This is a genomic window from Aliihoeflea sp. PC F10.4 (assembly GCF_054612275.1).
The window spans coordinates 1,164,902-1,180,186 of the sequence record NZ_JBTSWH010000001.1 but is presented as its reverse complement, the minus strand read 5'-3'; the positions used below and the strand labels follow the sequence as shown (position 1 = coordinate 1,180,186).

General features: G+C 61.7%; 16 protein-coding genes. 1 reads left to right on the top strand and 15 read right to left on the bottom strand.

Translation table 11 applies throughout. From position 1 onward, the window contains the following. From ACX82Z_RS05865 to ACX82Z_RS05820, 10 genes are all read right to left on the bottom strand, one after another. On the bottom strand, window positions 1-642 hold the full coding sequence (locus ACX82Z_RS05865; protein WP_459587174.1) for an SGNH/GDSL hydrolase family protein: 642 nt from the start codon (window positions 640-642) through the stop codon (window positions 1-3). Beyond that, window positions 639-1,205 (bottom strand): HdeD family acid-resistance protein, encoded by a 567-nt coding sequence (locus ACX82Z_RS05860; RefSeq protein ID WP_459587172.1) that lies wholly within the window; start codon window positions 1,203-1,205, stop codon window positions 639-641. The genes ACX82Z_RS05865 and ACX82Z_RS05860 overlap by 4 nt, the downstream gene beginning before the upstream one ends. Before the next feature lie 64 nt (window positions 1,206-1,269). Then, entirely contained in the window at window positions 1,270-2,616 is a 1,347-nt protein-coding gene (locus tag ACX82Z_RS05855; protein WP_459587171.1) for a pyruvate dehydrogenase complex dihydrolipoamide acetyltransferase, read from the bottom strand. 13 nt (window positions 2,617-2,629) lie between these two features. Then, the gene (locus ACX82Z_RS05850; protein ID WP_459587169.1) at window positions 2,630-4,054 is read right to left on the bottom strand and encodes a pyruvate dehydrogenase complex E1 component subunit beta; all 1,425 of its coding nucleotides are present in this window, start codon (window positions 4,052-4,054) and stop codon (window positions 2,630-2,632) included. A gap of 12 nt (window positions 4,055-4,066) precedes the next feature. Then, on the bottom strand, window positions 4,067-5,107 hold the full coding sequence (gene pdhA / locus ACX82Z_RS05845) for a pyruvate dehydrogenase (acetyl-transferring) E1 component subunit alpha (protein WP_459587168.1): 1,041 nt from the start codon (window positions 5,105-5,107) through the stop codon (window positions 4,067-4,069). Window positions 5,108-5,281: 174 nt separating this feature from the next. Continuing rightward, window positions 5,282-5,605, bottom strand: coding sequence for an FtsB family cell division protein (locus tag ACX82Z_RS05840; RefSeq protein ID WP_459587166.1), 324 nt, complete (start codon window positions 5,603-5,605; stop codon window positions 5,282-5,284). 54 nt (window positions 5,606-5,659) lie between these two features. Next, the gene (eno, locus tag ACX82Z_RS05835) at window positions 5,660-6,946 is read right to left on the bottom strand and encodes a phosphopyruvate hydratase (protein WP_459587165.1); all 1,287 of its coding nucleotides are present in this window, start codon (window positions 6,944-6,946) and stop codon (window positions 5,660-5,662) included. Window positions 6,947-7,067: 121 nt separating this feature from the next. Further along, window positions 7,068-7,433, bottom strand: a complete 366-nt coding sequence (locus ACX82Z_RS05830; protein WP_459587164.1) for a PRC-barrel domain-containing protein — start codon at window positions 7,431-7,433, stop codon at window positions 7,068-7,070. Between the two features lie 45 nt (window positions 7,434-7,478). Further along, complete coding sequence (kdsA, locus tag ACX82Z_RS05825) at window positions 7,479-8,327, bottom strand: 3-deoxy-8-phosphooctulonate synthase (protein ID WP_459587162.1); 849 nt, start codon at window positions 8,325-8,327, stop codon at window positions 7,479-7,481. Further along, complete coding sequence (locus ACX82Z_RS05820) at window positions 8,324-9,160, bottom strand: VOC family protein (RefSeq protein WP_459587161.1); 837 nt, start codon at window positions 9,158-9,160, stop codon at window positions 8,324-8,326. The genes kdsA and ACX82Z_RS05820 overlap by 4 nt, the downstream gene beginning before the upstream one ends. Before the next feature lie 138 nt (window positions 9,161-9,298). On the opposite strand from ACX82Z_RS05820, the gene ACX82Z_RS05815 reads away from it, so the two are divergent. Further along, window positions 9,299-10,336: a glycosyltransferase family 4 protein gene (locus ACX82Z_RS05815; RefSeq protein WP_459587159.1), complete on the top strand. Its 1,038-nt coding sequence runs from the start codon at window positions 9,299-9,301 to the stop codon at window positions 10,334-10,336. On the opposite strand, the gene ACX82Z_RS05810 is transcribed toward ACX82Z_RS05815, so the two are convergent. The 5 genes from ACX82Z_RS05810 to ACX82Z_RS05790 all read right to left on the bottom strand — a co-directional run bounded on the left by ACX82Z_RS05810 (window position 10,299) and on the right by ACX82Z_RS05790 (window position 15,162). Then, the gene (locus tag ACX82Z_RS05810; protein ID WP_459587157.1) at window positions 10,299-11,927 is read right to left on the bottom strand and encodes a CTP synthase; all 1,629 of its coding nucleotides are present in this window, start codon (window positions 11,925-11,927) and stop codon (window positions 10,299-10,301) included. The genes ACX82Z_RS05815 and ACX82Z_RS05810 overlap by 38 nt on opposite strands. A 90-nt stretch (window positions 11,928-12,017) precedes the next feature. After that, window positions 12,018-12,770: a L,D-transpeptidase gene (locus ACX82Z_RS05805; RefSeq protein WP_459587155.1), complete on the bottom strand. Its 753-nt coding sequence runs from the start codon at window positions 12,768-12,770 to the stop codon at window positions 12,018-12,020. Between the two features lie 174 nt (window positions 12,771-12,944). Further along, on the bottom strand, window positions 12,945-13,406 hold the full coding sequence (gene secG / locus ACX82Z_RS05800; protein WP_459587153.1) for a preprotein translocase subunit SecG: 462 nt from the start codon (window positions 13,404-13,406) through the stop codon (window positions 12,945-12,947). A 116-nt stretch (window positions 13,407-13,522) separates the two neighbouring features. Further along, window positions 13,523-14,323: a glutamate racemase gene (murI, locus tag ACX82Z_RS05795; RefSeq protein ID WP_459911637.1), complete on the bottom strand. Its 801-nt coding sequence runs from the start codon at window positions 14,321-14,323 to the stop codon at window positions 13,523-13,525. Continuing rightward, window positions 14,320-15,162, bottom strand: coding sequence for an RNA methyltransferase (locus tag ACX82Z_RS05790; protein ID WP_459587151.1), 843 nt, complete (start codon window positions 15,160-15,162; stop codon window positions 14,320-14,322). Before ACX82Z_RS05790 ends, murI begins: the two co-directional genes overlap by 4 nt. Between the last annotated feature and the right edge of the window lie 123 nt (window positions 15,163-15,285).

Here is a 15,285-nt window from a genome sequence, read left to right as displayed (position 1 = left end):
CTAAATTCCAAGCATCATGCGCACGGCAGGTTCGATCCCACGTCCGATCGCGCGTGTGTTTTCAGCATCGAGATGCACACCATCGACAGGCGACGTGCGCGCGACCGACCCGGCGTCGAAGAAGCCGCAGCCCCATTCGTCAGCCAGATCGGCATAAAAGCTTGCCAGCATCTTCGATTGCTCGACGCCGCCGGCAAACATGGCGCTGTATTCGACATTGGCCGTCTCGCACAAAGGCGGTGGCGCGACTATCAGAACCTCGGGCGGCGTCGCGGCGCCGTCACGGTAGGCGTTGAACCGCACGAGTTCGACAAGCCGACGCATGCCCTGCATGGCGGCGAGCGCCGTTCCCGCAATCGCCGGCTTCATGTCGTTCGAGCCGAGCAGGATGATGACGAGATCGATCGGCGCATGCGTATAGGCGACGGTCGGCAAAAGCCGCGCACCGTTGCGGTCGCAATCCGCCAGATGCTCATCGAAGGCCGTGGTGCGCCCGCGAAGCCCTTCGACGATCACCTGTACATCCGGCCCGAGTGCGTTTTGCAGAACGGTCGGCCAGCGATCCTCAAAAGGATGGCGGCCGCCGGTCTCGGCGTCCGAACCCCATGTCAGTGAGTCGCCATAGCAAAGAACGGTCTTCAAAGCGTGCGGCCTCCATTTGCCGCAAAGCCTTTCAGGCCAAGAGCGACGACGCCGAAGAACACGCCATTGGAAATGAGTTCAACGGCGAGCAGGATGCCCAGCACCGACGTAGCTGCCCATTGGAAATCCGCAAAGATCAGAACGCCGAGAACGATCGACAAGAGGCCGGAAACCAGCGCCCACGCCCAGCCGGAGACCGGTCGCAGCGAGGCCGCGTACATCGCCTTGACGCCGCCAAGCACGATGAGAAGTACGCCGACCAGCGTCGTCAGCGAAATGAGGCCAGCCGCCGGATTGAAGAGAAGCGACAGGCCGACGACACAGGCCAGCGCACCAACCAGAAGCGACCATGTAAAGCCCGCCCAGCCTTCGAACTGGAAGGAGTGGGCGAGCTTGAGCACGCCGAAGAGAATGAAGGTCCAGCCGGCGATGAAGACGGCTGCGATGCTCGCTTCAAGCGGGTTGAGTAGCGCGAAGATGCCGCCCGCGAGCGACACGATGGCAAGGATAACCATCCATATCCACGAATTGCGCAAACGCTTGCGATAGACTGTTTCCGACATGACGCGTTCCCCTCTCAAAAGGAGCAACGTCAGGATAACGGCCCTGACGTTGCGTCGACAAAAACTACACCAGCATTCCCATTGGATTTTCGATCAGGCGCTTGAAGGCTGCAAGAAGTTCGGCACCCAGCGCGCCGTCGACCGCACGATGATCGGTCGAAAGCGTAACCGACATCACATTGGCAACCTTGATCTCGCCGTTCTTCACCACGGCCCGCTCTTCACCTGCACCGACCGCGAGGATCGTGGCATGTGGCGGGTTGATGACGGCAGCGAAATCCTTGATGCCGAACATGCCGAGGTTGGAAACGGCCGTCGTCCCGCCCTGATATTCCTCAGGCTTGAGCTTGCGCGAACGCGCGCGCCCGGCGAGGTCCTTCATCTCGTTCGCGATCTTCGACAGCGTCTTTTCGTCCGCCTTACGTACGATCGGCGTGATCAGCCCACCGGGGATCGAGACCGCAACACCGACATCGGCGTGGCTGTGCTTGACCATCGCGCTTTCGGTCCACGAGACATTGGCGTCGGGAACCTCCATCAGCGCCATCGCCATCGCCTTGATGACCATGTCGTTGACCGAAATCTTGTAGGCCGGCTCCTCGCCCTTTTCCGTCTTTTTCTTCGGCGCGGCGTCGTTGATCTGCTTGCGCAGAGCGAGCAGAGCGTCGATCTCGCAGTCGAGCGTCAGGTAGAAATGCGGGACGGTCGTCTTCGCCTCGACGAGGCGGCGCGCGATCGTCTTGCGCATCGTGTCATGCGGGATGAGTTCGTAGGAGCCTTCCTCGAAGAGCTTGAGGACGACGTCGTCCGACATGCCTTTGACCGGCGTTGCAGCCGGAGCGGCCTTGCCGGCAGCGTCCGCCTTCGGCGCGCCACCCTTCGAAGCAGCTTCGACATCGGCCTTCACAACGCGGCCATGTGGGCCGGACCCCGTAATCGACGCTAGATCGATACCGGCATCCTTCGCGATGCGGCGCGCGAGCGGCGAAGCGAATGTCCGCTCACCGCCTGCCGATTTTTGAGGTGCGGGCGCGTCCGCCTTGACTTCCGGCTGCTTCGGCTTCTCAGAGGACGAGGCTTCCTGCTTCGGCGCAGGCTCGGCCGTTTCGGGCTTGGCTTCGGCTTTTGGCGCATCGCCACTGGTTTTAGCGGCGGCGCTCGCATCCTCGCCTTCCTCAGCGAGAACCGCGATCAGCGCGTTGACCTTCACGCCTTCGGTGCCGGCTGGCACGACGATCTTCGCCACCGTGCCCTCGTCGACGGCCTCGACTTCCATCGTCGCCTTGTCAGTTTCGATCTCGGCAATCACGTCGCCGGGTGCGACCTTGTCGCCTTCCTTGACCAGCCATTTGGCCAGATTGCCTTCTTCCATCGTGGGAGAAAGCGCGGGCATGGTGATGTTGATCGGCATGGTCCGCCCTCCCTCAGGCCTTGTAGGTGACGGTCTTCACCGCCTCGACGACCTCGGCGACGCTCGGCAAGGCCAGCTTTTCGAGATTTGCCGCGTAAGGCATCGGCACGTCCTTGCCGGCGACGGTCAGGATCGGCGCGTCGAGATGATCGAACGCGCGCTGCATGACTTGCGTGGCAATGTGCTGGCCGACCGACGATTGCGGGAAGCCTTCCTCGACCGTGACGAGACGGTTGGTTTTCTTCACGCTCTCGATAACGGTATCGAGGTCCATCGGACGGATCGTGCGCAAATCGATGATCTCGACGTCGATCCCCTCGCCCGCCAGTTCCTCGGCGGCCTTGACGGCATAGGTCATGCCGATGCCGAAGGAAACGATGGTCGCATCCTTGCCGGTCTTGTGGATGCGCGCCTTGCCGATCGGCAGCACGAAATCATCCAGCTTTGGCACGTCGAAGGTCTGGCCGTAGAGGATTTCGTTTTCGAGGAACACGACCGGATTCGGATCGCGGATCGCGGCCTTGAGCAGGCCCTTCGCGTCGGCCGCCGTATAAGGCATGACGACTTTCAGGCCCGGAATGTGGCTGTACCAGGCCGCATAGCACTGCGAGTGTTGTGCGGCCACGCGGGCCGCAGCGCCGTTCGGGCCACGGAACACCATCGGCGCACCCATCTGGCCGCCAGCCATATAGAGCGTCTTGGCCGCCGAATTGACGATCTGGTCGATGGCCTGCATCGAGAAGTTGAACGTCATGAACTCGACGATGGGCTTGAGACCCGCCATCGCCGCACCGACGCCCGCTCCGGCAAAACCATGTTCGGTGATCGGCGTGTCGACCACGCGCTTTGCGCCGAATTCCTGCAACAGCCCCTGCGTGATCTTGTAGGCGCCCTGATATTCGGCGACCTCCTCGCCCATGATGAAGACTGTTTCGTCGCGGCGCATTTCCTCGGCCATCGCGTCGCGAAGCGCTTCGCGAACTGTGGTCGGCACCATTTCGGTGCCTTCTGGGATATCCGGATCGGCGGCGACGTCCACTTTCGGCGCGGCCGGGACAGATGCCCCGTCCTTCTTCGCGCTCGGCTCCTCGGTTGCCTGCTTGTCCTTGCCGCCGGCAGCATCCGCCGTCTGTTCCGGCTCATCCGAGGACTTGGCAGCGGGTTTACCCGCTTTGCCGACATCGTCAGCGCTTTCGCCTTCCTCAAGCAGGACGGCGATGGGCGTATTGACCTTCACACCTTCGGTGCCGGCCTCGATCAGGATCTTGCCGATCGTGCCTTCGTCAACGGCTTCGACTTCCATCGTCGCCTTGTCGGTCTCGATTTCGGCGATCACGTCACCGGCGGCGACGCTGTCGCCTTCTTTTTTAAGCCATTTGGCCAGATTGCCCTCTTCCATCGTCGGCGAGAGCGCGGGCATCAAAATTTCAATCGGCATGGGGCGCGCTCCTCAAAGCAGGATGTCGGTGTAAAGCTCGGACACGTCCGGCTCGGGATCGTTCTGCGCAAACTCCGCCGAATCGGCGACGATCTCACGAACCTCCTTGTCGATAGCCTTCAGTTCGTCCTCGCTCGCCCATTTCTTGTCCAGAAGCCGCGCCTTCACCTGCTCGATCGGATCGTGATCGGAGCGCATCTTCTGCACTTCGTCCTTGGTACGGTACTTCGCCGGATCGGACATGGAGTGCCCGCGATAGCGATAGGTCTGCATCTCGAGGATGATCGGGCCGTCGCCCGCACGGCCCCGCTCGACCGCCAGCTCCGCTGCAGCCTTCACCGCGCGCACATCCATGCCGTCAACCTGGATGCCAGGAATGTTGAACGACGCGCCGCGCTGCGAGAAATCCGTCTGTGCCGAGGCGCGAGCGACGGACGTGCCCATCGCGTAGCGGTTGTTCTCGATGATGTAGATGGCCGGCAGCTTCCACAGCGCGGCCATATTGAAGCTCTCGTAGACCTGGCCCTGATTGGCCGCGCCGTCGCCGAAATAGATCAGCGAGACGTTGTCGTTGTCGCGATAGCGGTTGGCGAAGGCGAGACCGGTGCCGAGCGAGACCTGCGCGCCGACGATGCCGTGGCCGCCGTAAAAATTCATTTCCTTGGAGAACATGTGCATCGAGCCGCCCTTACCCCTGGAGTAGCCTCCACGGCGGCCGGTCAGTTCGGCCATGACGCCACGCGCGTTCATGCCGGTTGCGAGCATGTGTCCATGGTCGCGATAGCCGGTGATGACCTGATCGCCCTCTTTCAGGGCCATCTGCATTCCGGTGACGACAGCCTCCTGGCCGATATAAAGGTGGCAGAAACCGCCGATGAAACCCATGCCATAAAGCTGACCGGCCTTTTCCTCGAAACGGCGGATCAGCAGCATGTCGCGATAGGCTTTGAGTTCATCTTCCTTCGAGAACTCTACGGGCGGCGGGGTTTTAATTGCGGACGCGGATTTGGCGTCGGGCTTTGCGCGCGACGCCCTCTTGGCGGCTGTGGCCATGCCTTCGGGTCTCCCAAGGTGTCTCTTTGCGGACAACCGGAAACCGCTGATGTTTCCGGATATTGACCTTAGGCTAGCACGGCAACATGACAGCCGCTACGGCGAAATCGCATAGCTTCCATGCCATGAACCGGCTGAAAAATATGAGGAAAAGTGTGATTAACTGAAAGTGAGTTAATCACGATCCAAATAGATGACGACTTCGTCGTCACGAACAAGATCGAGCGCTCGGCGCGCCTGTTCGTCGAGCATGTCACGCTCGATCGTGCCATCGTTGATCAAAATGAGCCGGGTTTCAAGCGCTTCGCGTTCCTCGACGAGCGCGTCGAGTTCAGCTTGCAGGACGGCGACCCGTTCTTCCAGACGTTTCTTCGCCTCGAGGCCGTAGGCACCGTGAAAGGCGTGATAGCCGAAATAGGCGAGGAAGATCGCGGCGATGACGGGCACGATGAAGCGCCCGGTATTTCGCTGTTTGTGATGACGGGTCCACATGGGCATTTTGAGAAGAATCCTTCGATTCCCCCATGTGAACCCTTCATGCTTAATGGACAGTTACGCGCGCAGGCCAGAACGGAGGATCTCACGTCCTGCATAACGCGCCGAACGACCAAGTTCTTGCTCGATGCGCAGGAGTTGGTTGTACTTGGCAAGCCGGTCCGACCGCGCGAGCGAGCCGGTCTTGATCTGCCCGCAATTGGTCGCGATAGCGAGATCGGCGATGGTCGAATCTTCCGTTTCGCCGGAGCGGTGCGACATGACGGCCGTGTAGGCAGCTTTGTGCGCGGTCTCGACGGCGTCGAGCGTTTCCGACAGCGAGCCGATCTGATTGACTTTCACGAGGATCGAGTTGGCGACACCCATGCGGATACCGTCCTTGAGGCGGGCCGAATTGGTGACGAAGAGATCGTCGCCGACAAGCTGGACCTTCGCACCGACCTTGTCGGTCAGCGCCTTCCAACCGTCCCAGTCATCCTCGCCCATGCCGTCCTCGATCGAGATGATCGGGTAGGCGTCGCAAAGCTTGGCGAGATAGTCGGCCTGCGCCTGCCCGTCGCGCTTTTGCCCCTCGCCCTCATAGTCGTAGACGCCGTTCTTGAAGAACTCCGTCGCCGCGCAATCGAGCGCCAGTGCGACTTCCTCGCCCGGCTTGAAGCCTGCCTTCTCGATCGACTTCGTCACGAAATCGAGCGCATCCTCCGCACTCTTGAGGTTCGGTGCGAAGCCGCCTTCGTCGCCGACATTGGTGTTGTGACCGGCCTGTTTCAAATCCTTCTTGAGCGTATGAAAGATTTCCGCGCCCCAACGCAGCCCCTCGCGGAACGAATCCGCGCCGAGCGGCATGATCATGAATTCCTGGAAATCGATCGGGTTGTCGGCATGCGCGCCGCCATTGATGATGTTCATCATCGGGACGGGAAGGATATGCGCGCCCACGCCGCCCACATAACGGTAAAGCGGAAGTTCGGACGATTCCGCTGCCGCCTTGGCGACCGCGAGCGAAACGCCGAGAATGGCGTTCGCGCCGAGCCGCGCCTTGTTCGGCGTGCCGTCGAGTTCGATCATGGTGCGGTCGATATGAAGCTGGTCCTGCGCTTCCATCCCGCCGATGGCTTCGAAGATTTCGCCGTTCACGGCCTCGACGGCGCTTTCCACGCCCTTGCCGAGATAGCGGCTGCCGCCGTCGCGCAGTTCGACGGCTTCATGCGCGCCTGTCGACGCGCCCGAGGGTACGGCAGCGCGGCCGAACGCACCGTCTTCGAGACGAACATCGACCTCGACGGTCGGATTGCCGCGGCTGTCGAGAATCTCGCGGGCCGTGATGTCGATGATGGCAGTCATTTGGGGCACCTTCGTCATTGGGAAACAGGTGGGCGTGTCTTAGCGAATGGAGGCGAAAAGGCAATGACGCAAAGAAAAGGCCCCGCCGAGGCGAGGCCATCGTTTTCGCCGAATCGTTGCGTCAGATCCAGTAAGGCGGAACCTTGTAATATTCGTAGGACGCGTCCCGCGCGGCCTTGCCGTCGCCGCTCGTCAGGTCTTTGATCTCATGGACAGGAGCCGCTTCGAGCTGCTCGCGAGAAAACGGCACGACATATCCGGCCTGATCCTTCTCGTAATCAAGCGACGACCACGGGATCGCATGATATTTCTCGCCGATCCCGAGAAATCCGCCGAAGCCGATCACCGCATACATGATGCTGTTCGAGGTCTTTTCCAGCATTACGTCCTCGATCGAACCGATGTGCTGACCTTGGGTGTTGTAGACGTTCGTTCCGATGACGCGCGAAGCCTGAATGGCTTCCGTATGTCCAGCTGCAGTGGTCATTTTCAATGCTCCGTTGGGTTCGTTTCCCGCTGGGCATCAAACCTTTCAGACCGCCGAATGTTCCGACGACTTGGCGATCTTGTCGAACGCCATCAGGCGCTCCAGAAGCGCTTCCATCCGGTCGATCGGCACCATGTTCGGACCGTCGGATGGTGCGTTGTCGGGGTCCTGATGCGTCTCGATGAAGACGCCCGCGACGCCGACTGCGACGGCGGCCCGCGCCAGCGTCTCGACGAAGCGGCGCTCGCCGCCCGACGAGCCGCCCTGCCCACCCGGCTGCTGCACGGAATGGGTCGCATCGAAGATCACCGGCGCACCCGTCTCGGCCATAATAGGCAGCGAACGCATGTCGGAAACGAGTGTGTTGTAGCCGAAGGATGCGCCGCGTTCAGTCAAGAGCACGTTCGAATTGCCGGATTCGGTCACCTTGGCGACGACGTTCTTCATGTCCCAGGGCGCAAGGAACTGCCCCTTCTTCACATTAACGACCCTGCCCGTATTCGCAGCAGCCACCAGAAGGTCCGTCTGGCGAGACAGGAATGCCGGGATTTGCAGAATATCCACGACCTCGCCGACGATTGCGCACTGCTCTTCGGTATGAACATCCGTCAGCACCGGAAAACCGAATTCTTTCTTCAGGTCGGCGAATATGGGCAGCGCCGCTTCGAGCCCGGCACCGCGCGTGCCTTTCAGCGACGTGCGGTTCGCCTTGTCGAACGAGCTTTTATAGACGAGACCAAGGCCGAGCCTGTCCGTCATCTCCTTGAGCCGGCCGGCCATGTCGAACGCATGATCCCGGCCCTCGAGCTGGCATGGACCGGCGATCAGGACAAAAGGCGCGGCGTTGGAAAAGCTGACATTGCCGACCGTTACGGTGGCATTCGGGCTGGTCATGTTCTGTCCTCGAAGATGAATGTCGCGCCCTGACCGGGAGCCTTTGGAACCGTCAATTGGCGATCGGTGCGTTCGAACGCAATGCCGTTCGCTTCGAAAAATCCGGCGGTCGCACCGAGATCCATGACGGCAAAGCGGATCGCCTCCAGCCTCAACGGCCCTTTTGACGCGATAATGTCTACAGCGCCGCTCGACAGATTCGCGCGCAGGCCGGAACCTTTTTCGTCCACAGAAGCCCCGGTGAGCGCGGCCAGAAATTGCTCATGCTCTTCCGGACGATCGGCACCAAGCGAGACACCCTTTATGCCGACGACGCCATTTGCGTGCTGCTCGAGTGCGGCGCGTCCCGACGCCAAAGGCGCATCGATGCGCTGACAGGTGAAGAAATAGGATGCGGCGCTTTGAGGATGTGCGGCGAAAGCCAGGCGAAACGAAACGGTCCTGTCATTACCCGCCGGATCGACGAACGCGCGTGAAAAATCGAGCACCTGACCGGCCGAAATGCCGGCAGCCACGAACGCTTCGTGGTCACCGCGCGCGTCGTCCGTCTTGAAGACGAGCGCCGAAAAGCCGTCCTCGCCTACATTTTTCCGATAGAGTGCGTCACGGGCGACGAACACGTTGCCGACTTGAATGGCTTCGTCGGTCAGGCCGGCGTCGCCTACTGCCAGCGGCTCCAGAAACGTATCATCGCCGAAATAGACGCAGGCATTGATCGTGCCGAACGGATGCGCGCCTCGCGGCGCAACCGTGAAACCAAGCTGGCCATAGCGATCGCTCGCCAGCGACAAATCTGAAACCGGAAGGACGCAGTGATCGAGCGCTCGTGTCATGGCTGTCGGTTTGCCCGATACGCGAAGTACTGACAAGCCCCGCCCGACAAGCCTGAAACTGCAGCTTTAGACGTTGTTGCACAGGGTTCACACGCCATCGCTACCGTCGAACGCATCGACCGAATCGGGGAGCATGTCATGCGGATTCTATTTGTCACCGATGCCTGGGCGCCGCAGGTCAATGGCGTCGTGCGCACGATGCAGCATGTCATCGATGGGCTGCGAAACAGCCAGATCGAATGCGAACTGATGACGCCGGCCGACCACCGGACGTTGGCGATGCCGCTTTACCCGGAAATCCGGCTGGCATTGACGACGCCTGCGCGCGTCGCTGCCAGAATCAGGCAAAGCAACCCCGACCATGTCCACATCGTCACCGAGGGGCCGCTCGGCATCATGGCCCGACGCGCCTGCCTGCGCGCCGGGCGACGGTTCACGACGAGCTACCACACCCGCTTTCCCGAATATCTGCGCGCACGCCTGCCAGTCCCGACAAGTCTCAGCTACGCGTGGCTCCGGCGCTTCCACAATGCGGGAGAAGCCACGCTCGCCGCAACGCCTTCGCTCGCACGCGAACTCAAGGGATATGGGTTCGAACAGGTGCAGCCATGGTCGCGAGGCGTGGATTTGTCGCTGTTCCACCCATCGCGCGCGACCGAACTCGACCTGCCACGGCCCATTTTCCTCTCGGTCGGGCGTGTCGCGGTCGAAAAGAACCTGCCGGCCTTTCTCGATCTCGACCTGCCGGGCAGCAAGGTGGTCGTCGGTGACGGTCCGGATCTGGAACGGCTTCGCCGCGCCTATCCGGACGTTCACTTCATGGGCCAGAGAAGCGGCGAGGAGCTGGCAAGCTTCTACGCGTCGAGCGACGCCTTCGTCTTTCCCAGCCGCACCGACACGTTCGGTCTCGTGATACTGGAGGCGCTGGCGAGCGGCTTGCCGGTCGCGGCCTACCCCGTCACCGGGCCGATCGACATCATCGAAGGGTCGAGCGCGGGCTGCATCGACGATGATCTTCGAAACGCCTGCCTAAGCGCCCTTGATATCGACCGAGAGAACGCCCGCCGCCATGCCGAGACGTTTTGCTGGGACCGGTGTGCGCAGATGTTTCTCGATACCATCGGCAACGCCAGGCGCGTTACACCAGACGGCTTTGCTCGACAGCAGCCTCTATGAACGATGCGAACAGCGGATGCGGTTCGAACGGGCGCGACTTGTACTCCGGATGATACTGGACACCGATGAACCAGGGATGGTCGGCATATTCGATCGTCTCCGGCAGGACACCGTCCGGGGACATGCCTGAGAACACCAGTCCGCTTTCTTCCAGCCGTTCCTTGTAGTCGACATTGACCTCGTAGCGGTGGCGATGGCGCTCGGAAATCTCGGTCGAACCGTAGATGTCAGCGATCCTCGTGCCGTCCTTCAGCGCCGCCTTGTAAGCGCCGAGCCGCATCGTTCCGCCGAGATCACCTGCCGCCTGACGCTTTTGCAGCATGTTGCCCTTCAGCCATTCGGTCATCAGACCGACCACCGGCTCCTTGGCGGGACCGAACTCCGTCGACGAGGCGTTCTCGACATGCGCGAGCGACCGCGCCGCCTCGATGCACGCCATCTGCATGCCGAAGCAGATGCCGAAATACGGCACCTTGCGCTCGCGTGCGAACTTGGCGGCGAGGATCTTGCCCTCGGAACCGCGCTCGCCGAACCCGCCCGGCACCAGAATGCCGTGAACCTTTTCCAGCCAGGGCGACGGGTCTTCCTTTTCGAAGACTTCCGATTCGATCCAGTCGAGCTTGACGTTGACCCGATTCGCCAGTCCGCCATGCGACAGCGCTTCGATCAGCGACTTATAGGCATCTTTCAGGCCGGTATATTTGCCGACGATGGCGATCGTGACTTCGCCTTCGGGGCTGTGCAGGCGGTTGGACACCTCCTGCCAACGCTCCATGCGCGGCTTGGGTGCCGGGTCGATACCGAACGCGGCCAGCACTTCCGAATCGAGGCCCTCATCGTGATAGGCCATCGGCACGTCATAGATGTGCGACACGTCGAGCGCCTGAATGACGGCCGTCTCGCGCACATTGCAGAACAGCGAAAGCTTGCGACGCTCCTCAGCGGGAATCGGCCGGTCCGCGCGCACGAGCAGAATGTCGGGTGCAATACCGATCGACCGCAGTTCCTTGACCGAATGCTGTGTCGGCTTGGTCTTCAACTCGCCGGCAGCCGGAATCCAAGGCATCAGCGTCAGATGGACGTAGACCGCCTGTCCACGCGGCAGATCGTTGCCAAGCTGGCGAATGGCTTCGAGGAACGGCATCGCTTCAATGTCACCGACTGTGCCGCCGATCTCACACAGCACGAAATCGTAGTCCTCGTTGCCTTCGAGGATGAAATTCTTGATCTCGTCGGTGACGTGCGGAATGACCTGCACCGTCGCGCCGAGATAATCACCGCGCCGCTCGCGCTCGATGATGCTCTTGTAGATGCGCCCGGTGGTGATGTTGTCCTGCTGGTTCGCGGACCTGCCGGTGAAGCGCTCGTAGTGACCGAGATCGAGATCGGTCTCCGCGCCGTCGTCGGTTACGAACACCTCGCCGTGCTGATAGGGCGACATCGTGCCCGGATCGACATTGAGATAGGGATCGAGCTTGCGCAGTCGCACACGATAGCCACGGGCCTGCAAAAGGGCTGCCAGAGCCGCTGCTGCAATGCCTTTGCCGAGTGAGGAGACCACGCCGCCGGTGATGAATACATATCGCGCCATGGGAGTCGGTGATTATCGCCACAAACGAAAATGCGCCAGCCCCAAAATGGACGACCGGCGCATTTTCAACCGAACGATGGGGAAGGATCGTCAGAGAACGACCACTTCGGCCCCGACCCGCACGCGATTGTAAAGGTCCTGAACGTGCTCGTTTACCATGCGAAAGCAGCCGTTGGACGATGCGCTGCCGATCGTTTCGGGCTGGTTGGTTCCGTGGATGCGGATATGCGTGTCGACCTTGTTCTGGTGCAGGTAGATCGCGCGCGCGCCGAGGGGATTGTCCGGCCCGCCATTCATGCCCTCCTTGTAGCGGCCATATTTGGCCGGTTCACGCTCCTGCATGGCCTTGGTCGGGAACCAGCGCGGCCATTCCTGCTTGTCAGCGACCTTCGCGGTCCCCTTGAATTCAAGGCCGTCCTTGCCGACCGCGATGGCGTAGCGCCGCGCCGAGCGGCTGTCCTCGACCAGATAAAGCGCCCGCTCTCTCGTATCGACGACGATGGTGCCCGGCTCATAGCCCGAATAGGCGACTGTGCGCGGCATCTGCTCCGCCTTCGGCGTGAACTTGCGGCGCGCCTCTCGCTCGAAGAGGACTTCGTCCAGCGCGCGCGTTTCGGCGAGATATGCGGTTTCCACCGGCCGCATGAAGCCGGTCGAGACGGTGCGCGTCGAGCGCAGCTCGCCGGTGTTGCCCTGCCTGCGCAATTCTGCGAGGTCAGTCGTCGGCGCTTCCACACGAGCGGGAGCACTCGCCGCAACGGCGCCATCAGCCCCACCCGTCTGCGAACAGGACTGCAAAAAGAACCCGACAAAGAGAATTGCCGGAACGACCCAGATTTTCATTTTGAAAAGCCCCTACGGCGCGTGCGCCGGCCCCATCCGATCATGTCGGACGAAGAAGCATTAGCAAAGGCGCGGACGGCTTCAAGTGGAACTCGCGCCGCAAGGTTAACCGCACAACGAAAAAAGCCCGCTGTGTTCGCCAAAACACAGCGGGCTTTGGTTCGGTAGACGAAATCAGTTGTTCGGGGGCGTAGGTGCCGTAGGCTCTTCAGGCGCAGGCGCAGGAGCCGGAGCCTCTGGAGCAGGCTGCTGCGCCGGAGCGCCATCGTCTGCTGAAGGCGCACTAGGAGCCGCAGGAGCGCTTGGGACGTCGTCGTTGCTGCCGCCGAGTTGGTCGAGAACGCCGCCGCTGCCCGAAGGTGCCGGCGTGCCCTGCTCAACCGGAATGCGGTCGAGGAAGTCCGTCGGACGCTCGCCGTACCGCGCCAGAAGCGACAGGCCGAGCGAGGTCGCAAAGAAGATCGCAGCCAGGATCGCCGTGGCGCGCGTCAGCGGATTTCCCGATCCGCGCGCGGCCATCGCATTGTTGCCACCACCGCCGATGCCAAGGCCACCGCCTTCCGAACGCTGCAGGAGCACGACGCCGACGAGCGCCGTGACGACGAGCAAATGGATGACGATGAGGATGGTTTGCATAAGAAAATCCGGGTGATCTGTTCTTGCCTGCGCACGAAAAGCGCAGGACGCCGCGGCTCAATACACGTCTTGGGCGGCCATTCCAAGTCCTATATGGCGAACGGCAAGGTACGCTTTCAAGGGTGCGTGGCTGTTTGCAGGCCAAAACCCTGCATCAGCCGCGCGGCGGCGAAATCCGCGTTTCCCGATGTGAAGATCGCCAAGTCCGGCACATCCCCTAGGCCTGAAGGCGAGGCCTTGCCGTCGATGACGGTCAGCAGTCGCCGCGCGATGGCTTCTGCCGGGTCGAGCCAGTCGACAGGCCAGGGCGCGGTCTTGCGCATGCGGTTGACGAGGAAAGGATAGTGCGTGCAGGCCAGAACGACGATATCGGTTCGCAGGCCATCCTTCTCGACGAAGCATGGGGCGATCTCGGCACGCACGGCCTCCTCGTCGACGAAGCCATCGCGCATGTAGGTTTCCGCCAGCGGCGCGAGCCGGTCGCTGCCCACCAGCCGGACGTGGCATCTGGAGGCCCATTCGCCGATCAAATCGCGCGTATACTGACGCTTGACGGTTCCCGGCGTCGCAAGGACGGATACCAGACCGGAGCGCGTGCGTTCGGCTGCGGGCTTGATGGCGGGAACTGTGCCGACAAAGGGCGTATCCGGAAAGGCTGCCCGCAAATCGGCGAGCACTGCAGTCGAGGCGGTATTGCATGCGATCACGGCAGCGGCGGGACGGTAGGCTTCGATCAATTCGCCGAAAAGCCCGACGATGTGAGCGGCAAGTGCCCGCTCTTCCCACGCGCCGACCGGGAAAGCTGCGTCATCGGCGATGTAGACGAAGCTGCGGCCCGGCATCAGCACACGCGCCTCGCGCAGGACCGTCAGCCCGCCGACACCCGAATCGTAGACAAGTACAGGTGCGTCCATCAGTCTTCCGCTTCCCGCCGTGATACCGTCTCTTGGTCGGCTTGCGCCTTGCGCTCGGGATAGCCCGAACCGCGAGGCTCCTTCGGCGAATAATAATCGAGCGCGTTGACGACGCCGCGCAGGAGGCTGAGTTCGGACGCATCGAAACCGGGGCGGGTCAAAACGGCGCGCAGATTGTCCACCATCTTCGCCTTCTTCTGCGGCGGGCGGAAATAGCCTCGCGCTTCCAGCGCAGCTTCAAGGTGGTCGAAAAGTCCGGTCAAAATGAATTTGGGCGCAGGCGTAAAATCGGGTCCTGCGAACGGCAATTCCTCCCCCTCCTCCGTACCGGTCTTCAGCCATTCATACGACATCAGCAGAACCGCCTGCGCGATGTTGAGCGAGGCGAAGGCCGGATTGACCGGAAAGGTCACGATCTCGTCCGCCAGCGCGACTTCCTCGTTGTTGAGGCCGAAGCGCTCGCGCCCGAACAAGATGCCGACGCCCTCGCCCGCTGTAAACCGGCGGCGCAGTTCACGCGCGGCCGAAACGGGTCCGCGCACCGGCTTGAACCCGTCGCGCTGGCGCGCCGTCGTGGCGAAAACGTAGTTGAGATCCGAAATGGCGTCTTCGAGCGAGGCGAAGACCTCGACCTTGTCGATGACGTGATCGGCCTTCGAGGCCGCCGCACGCGCCTTCTCGTTCGGCCAGCCGTCGCGCGGATTGACGATGCGCAATTCCGACAAGCCGAAATTAGCCATGGCGCGCGCCACCATGCCGATATTCTCGCCAAGCTGCGGCTCGACGAGAATGATCGCAGGCCCTTCCGCGATCAGCCGTTTTTCGCGCGCCGTTCCGGCCATTCTTCAAGTCCTTCCCTGTCTCGAATGCGTGCTTTTCGCATGAGCCGTCTATCGCTTGCAACGAGAATGGCGCAGCGCTTTTTCCAGCCGGCCATCGCCTTTGCCTTCCTGGCCCACAATGCT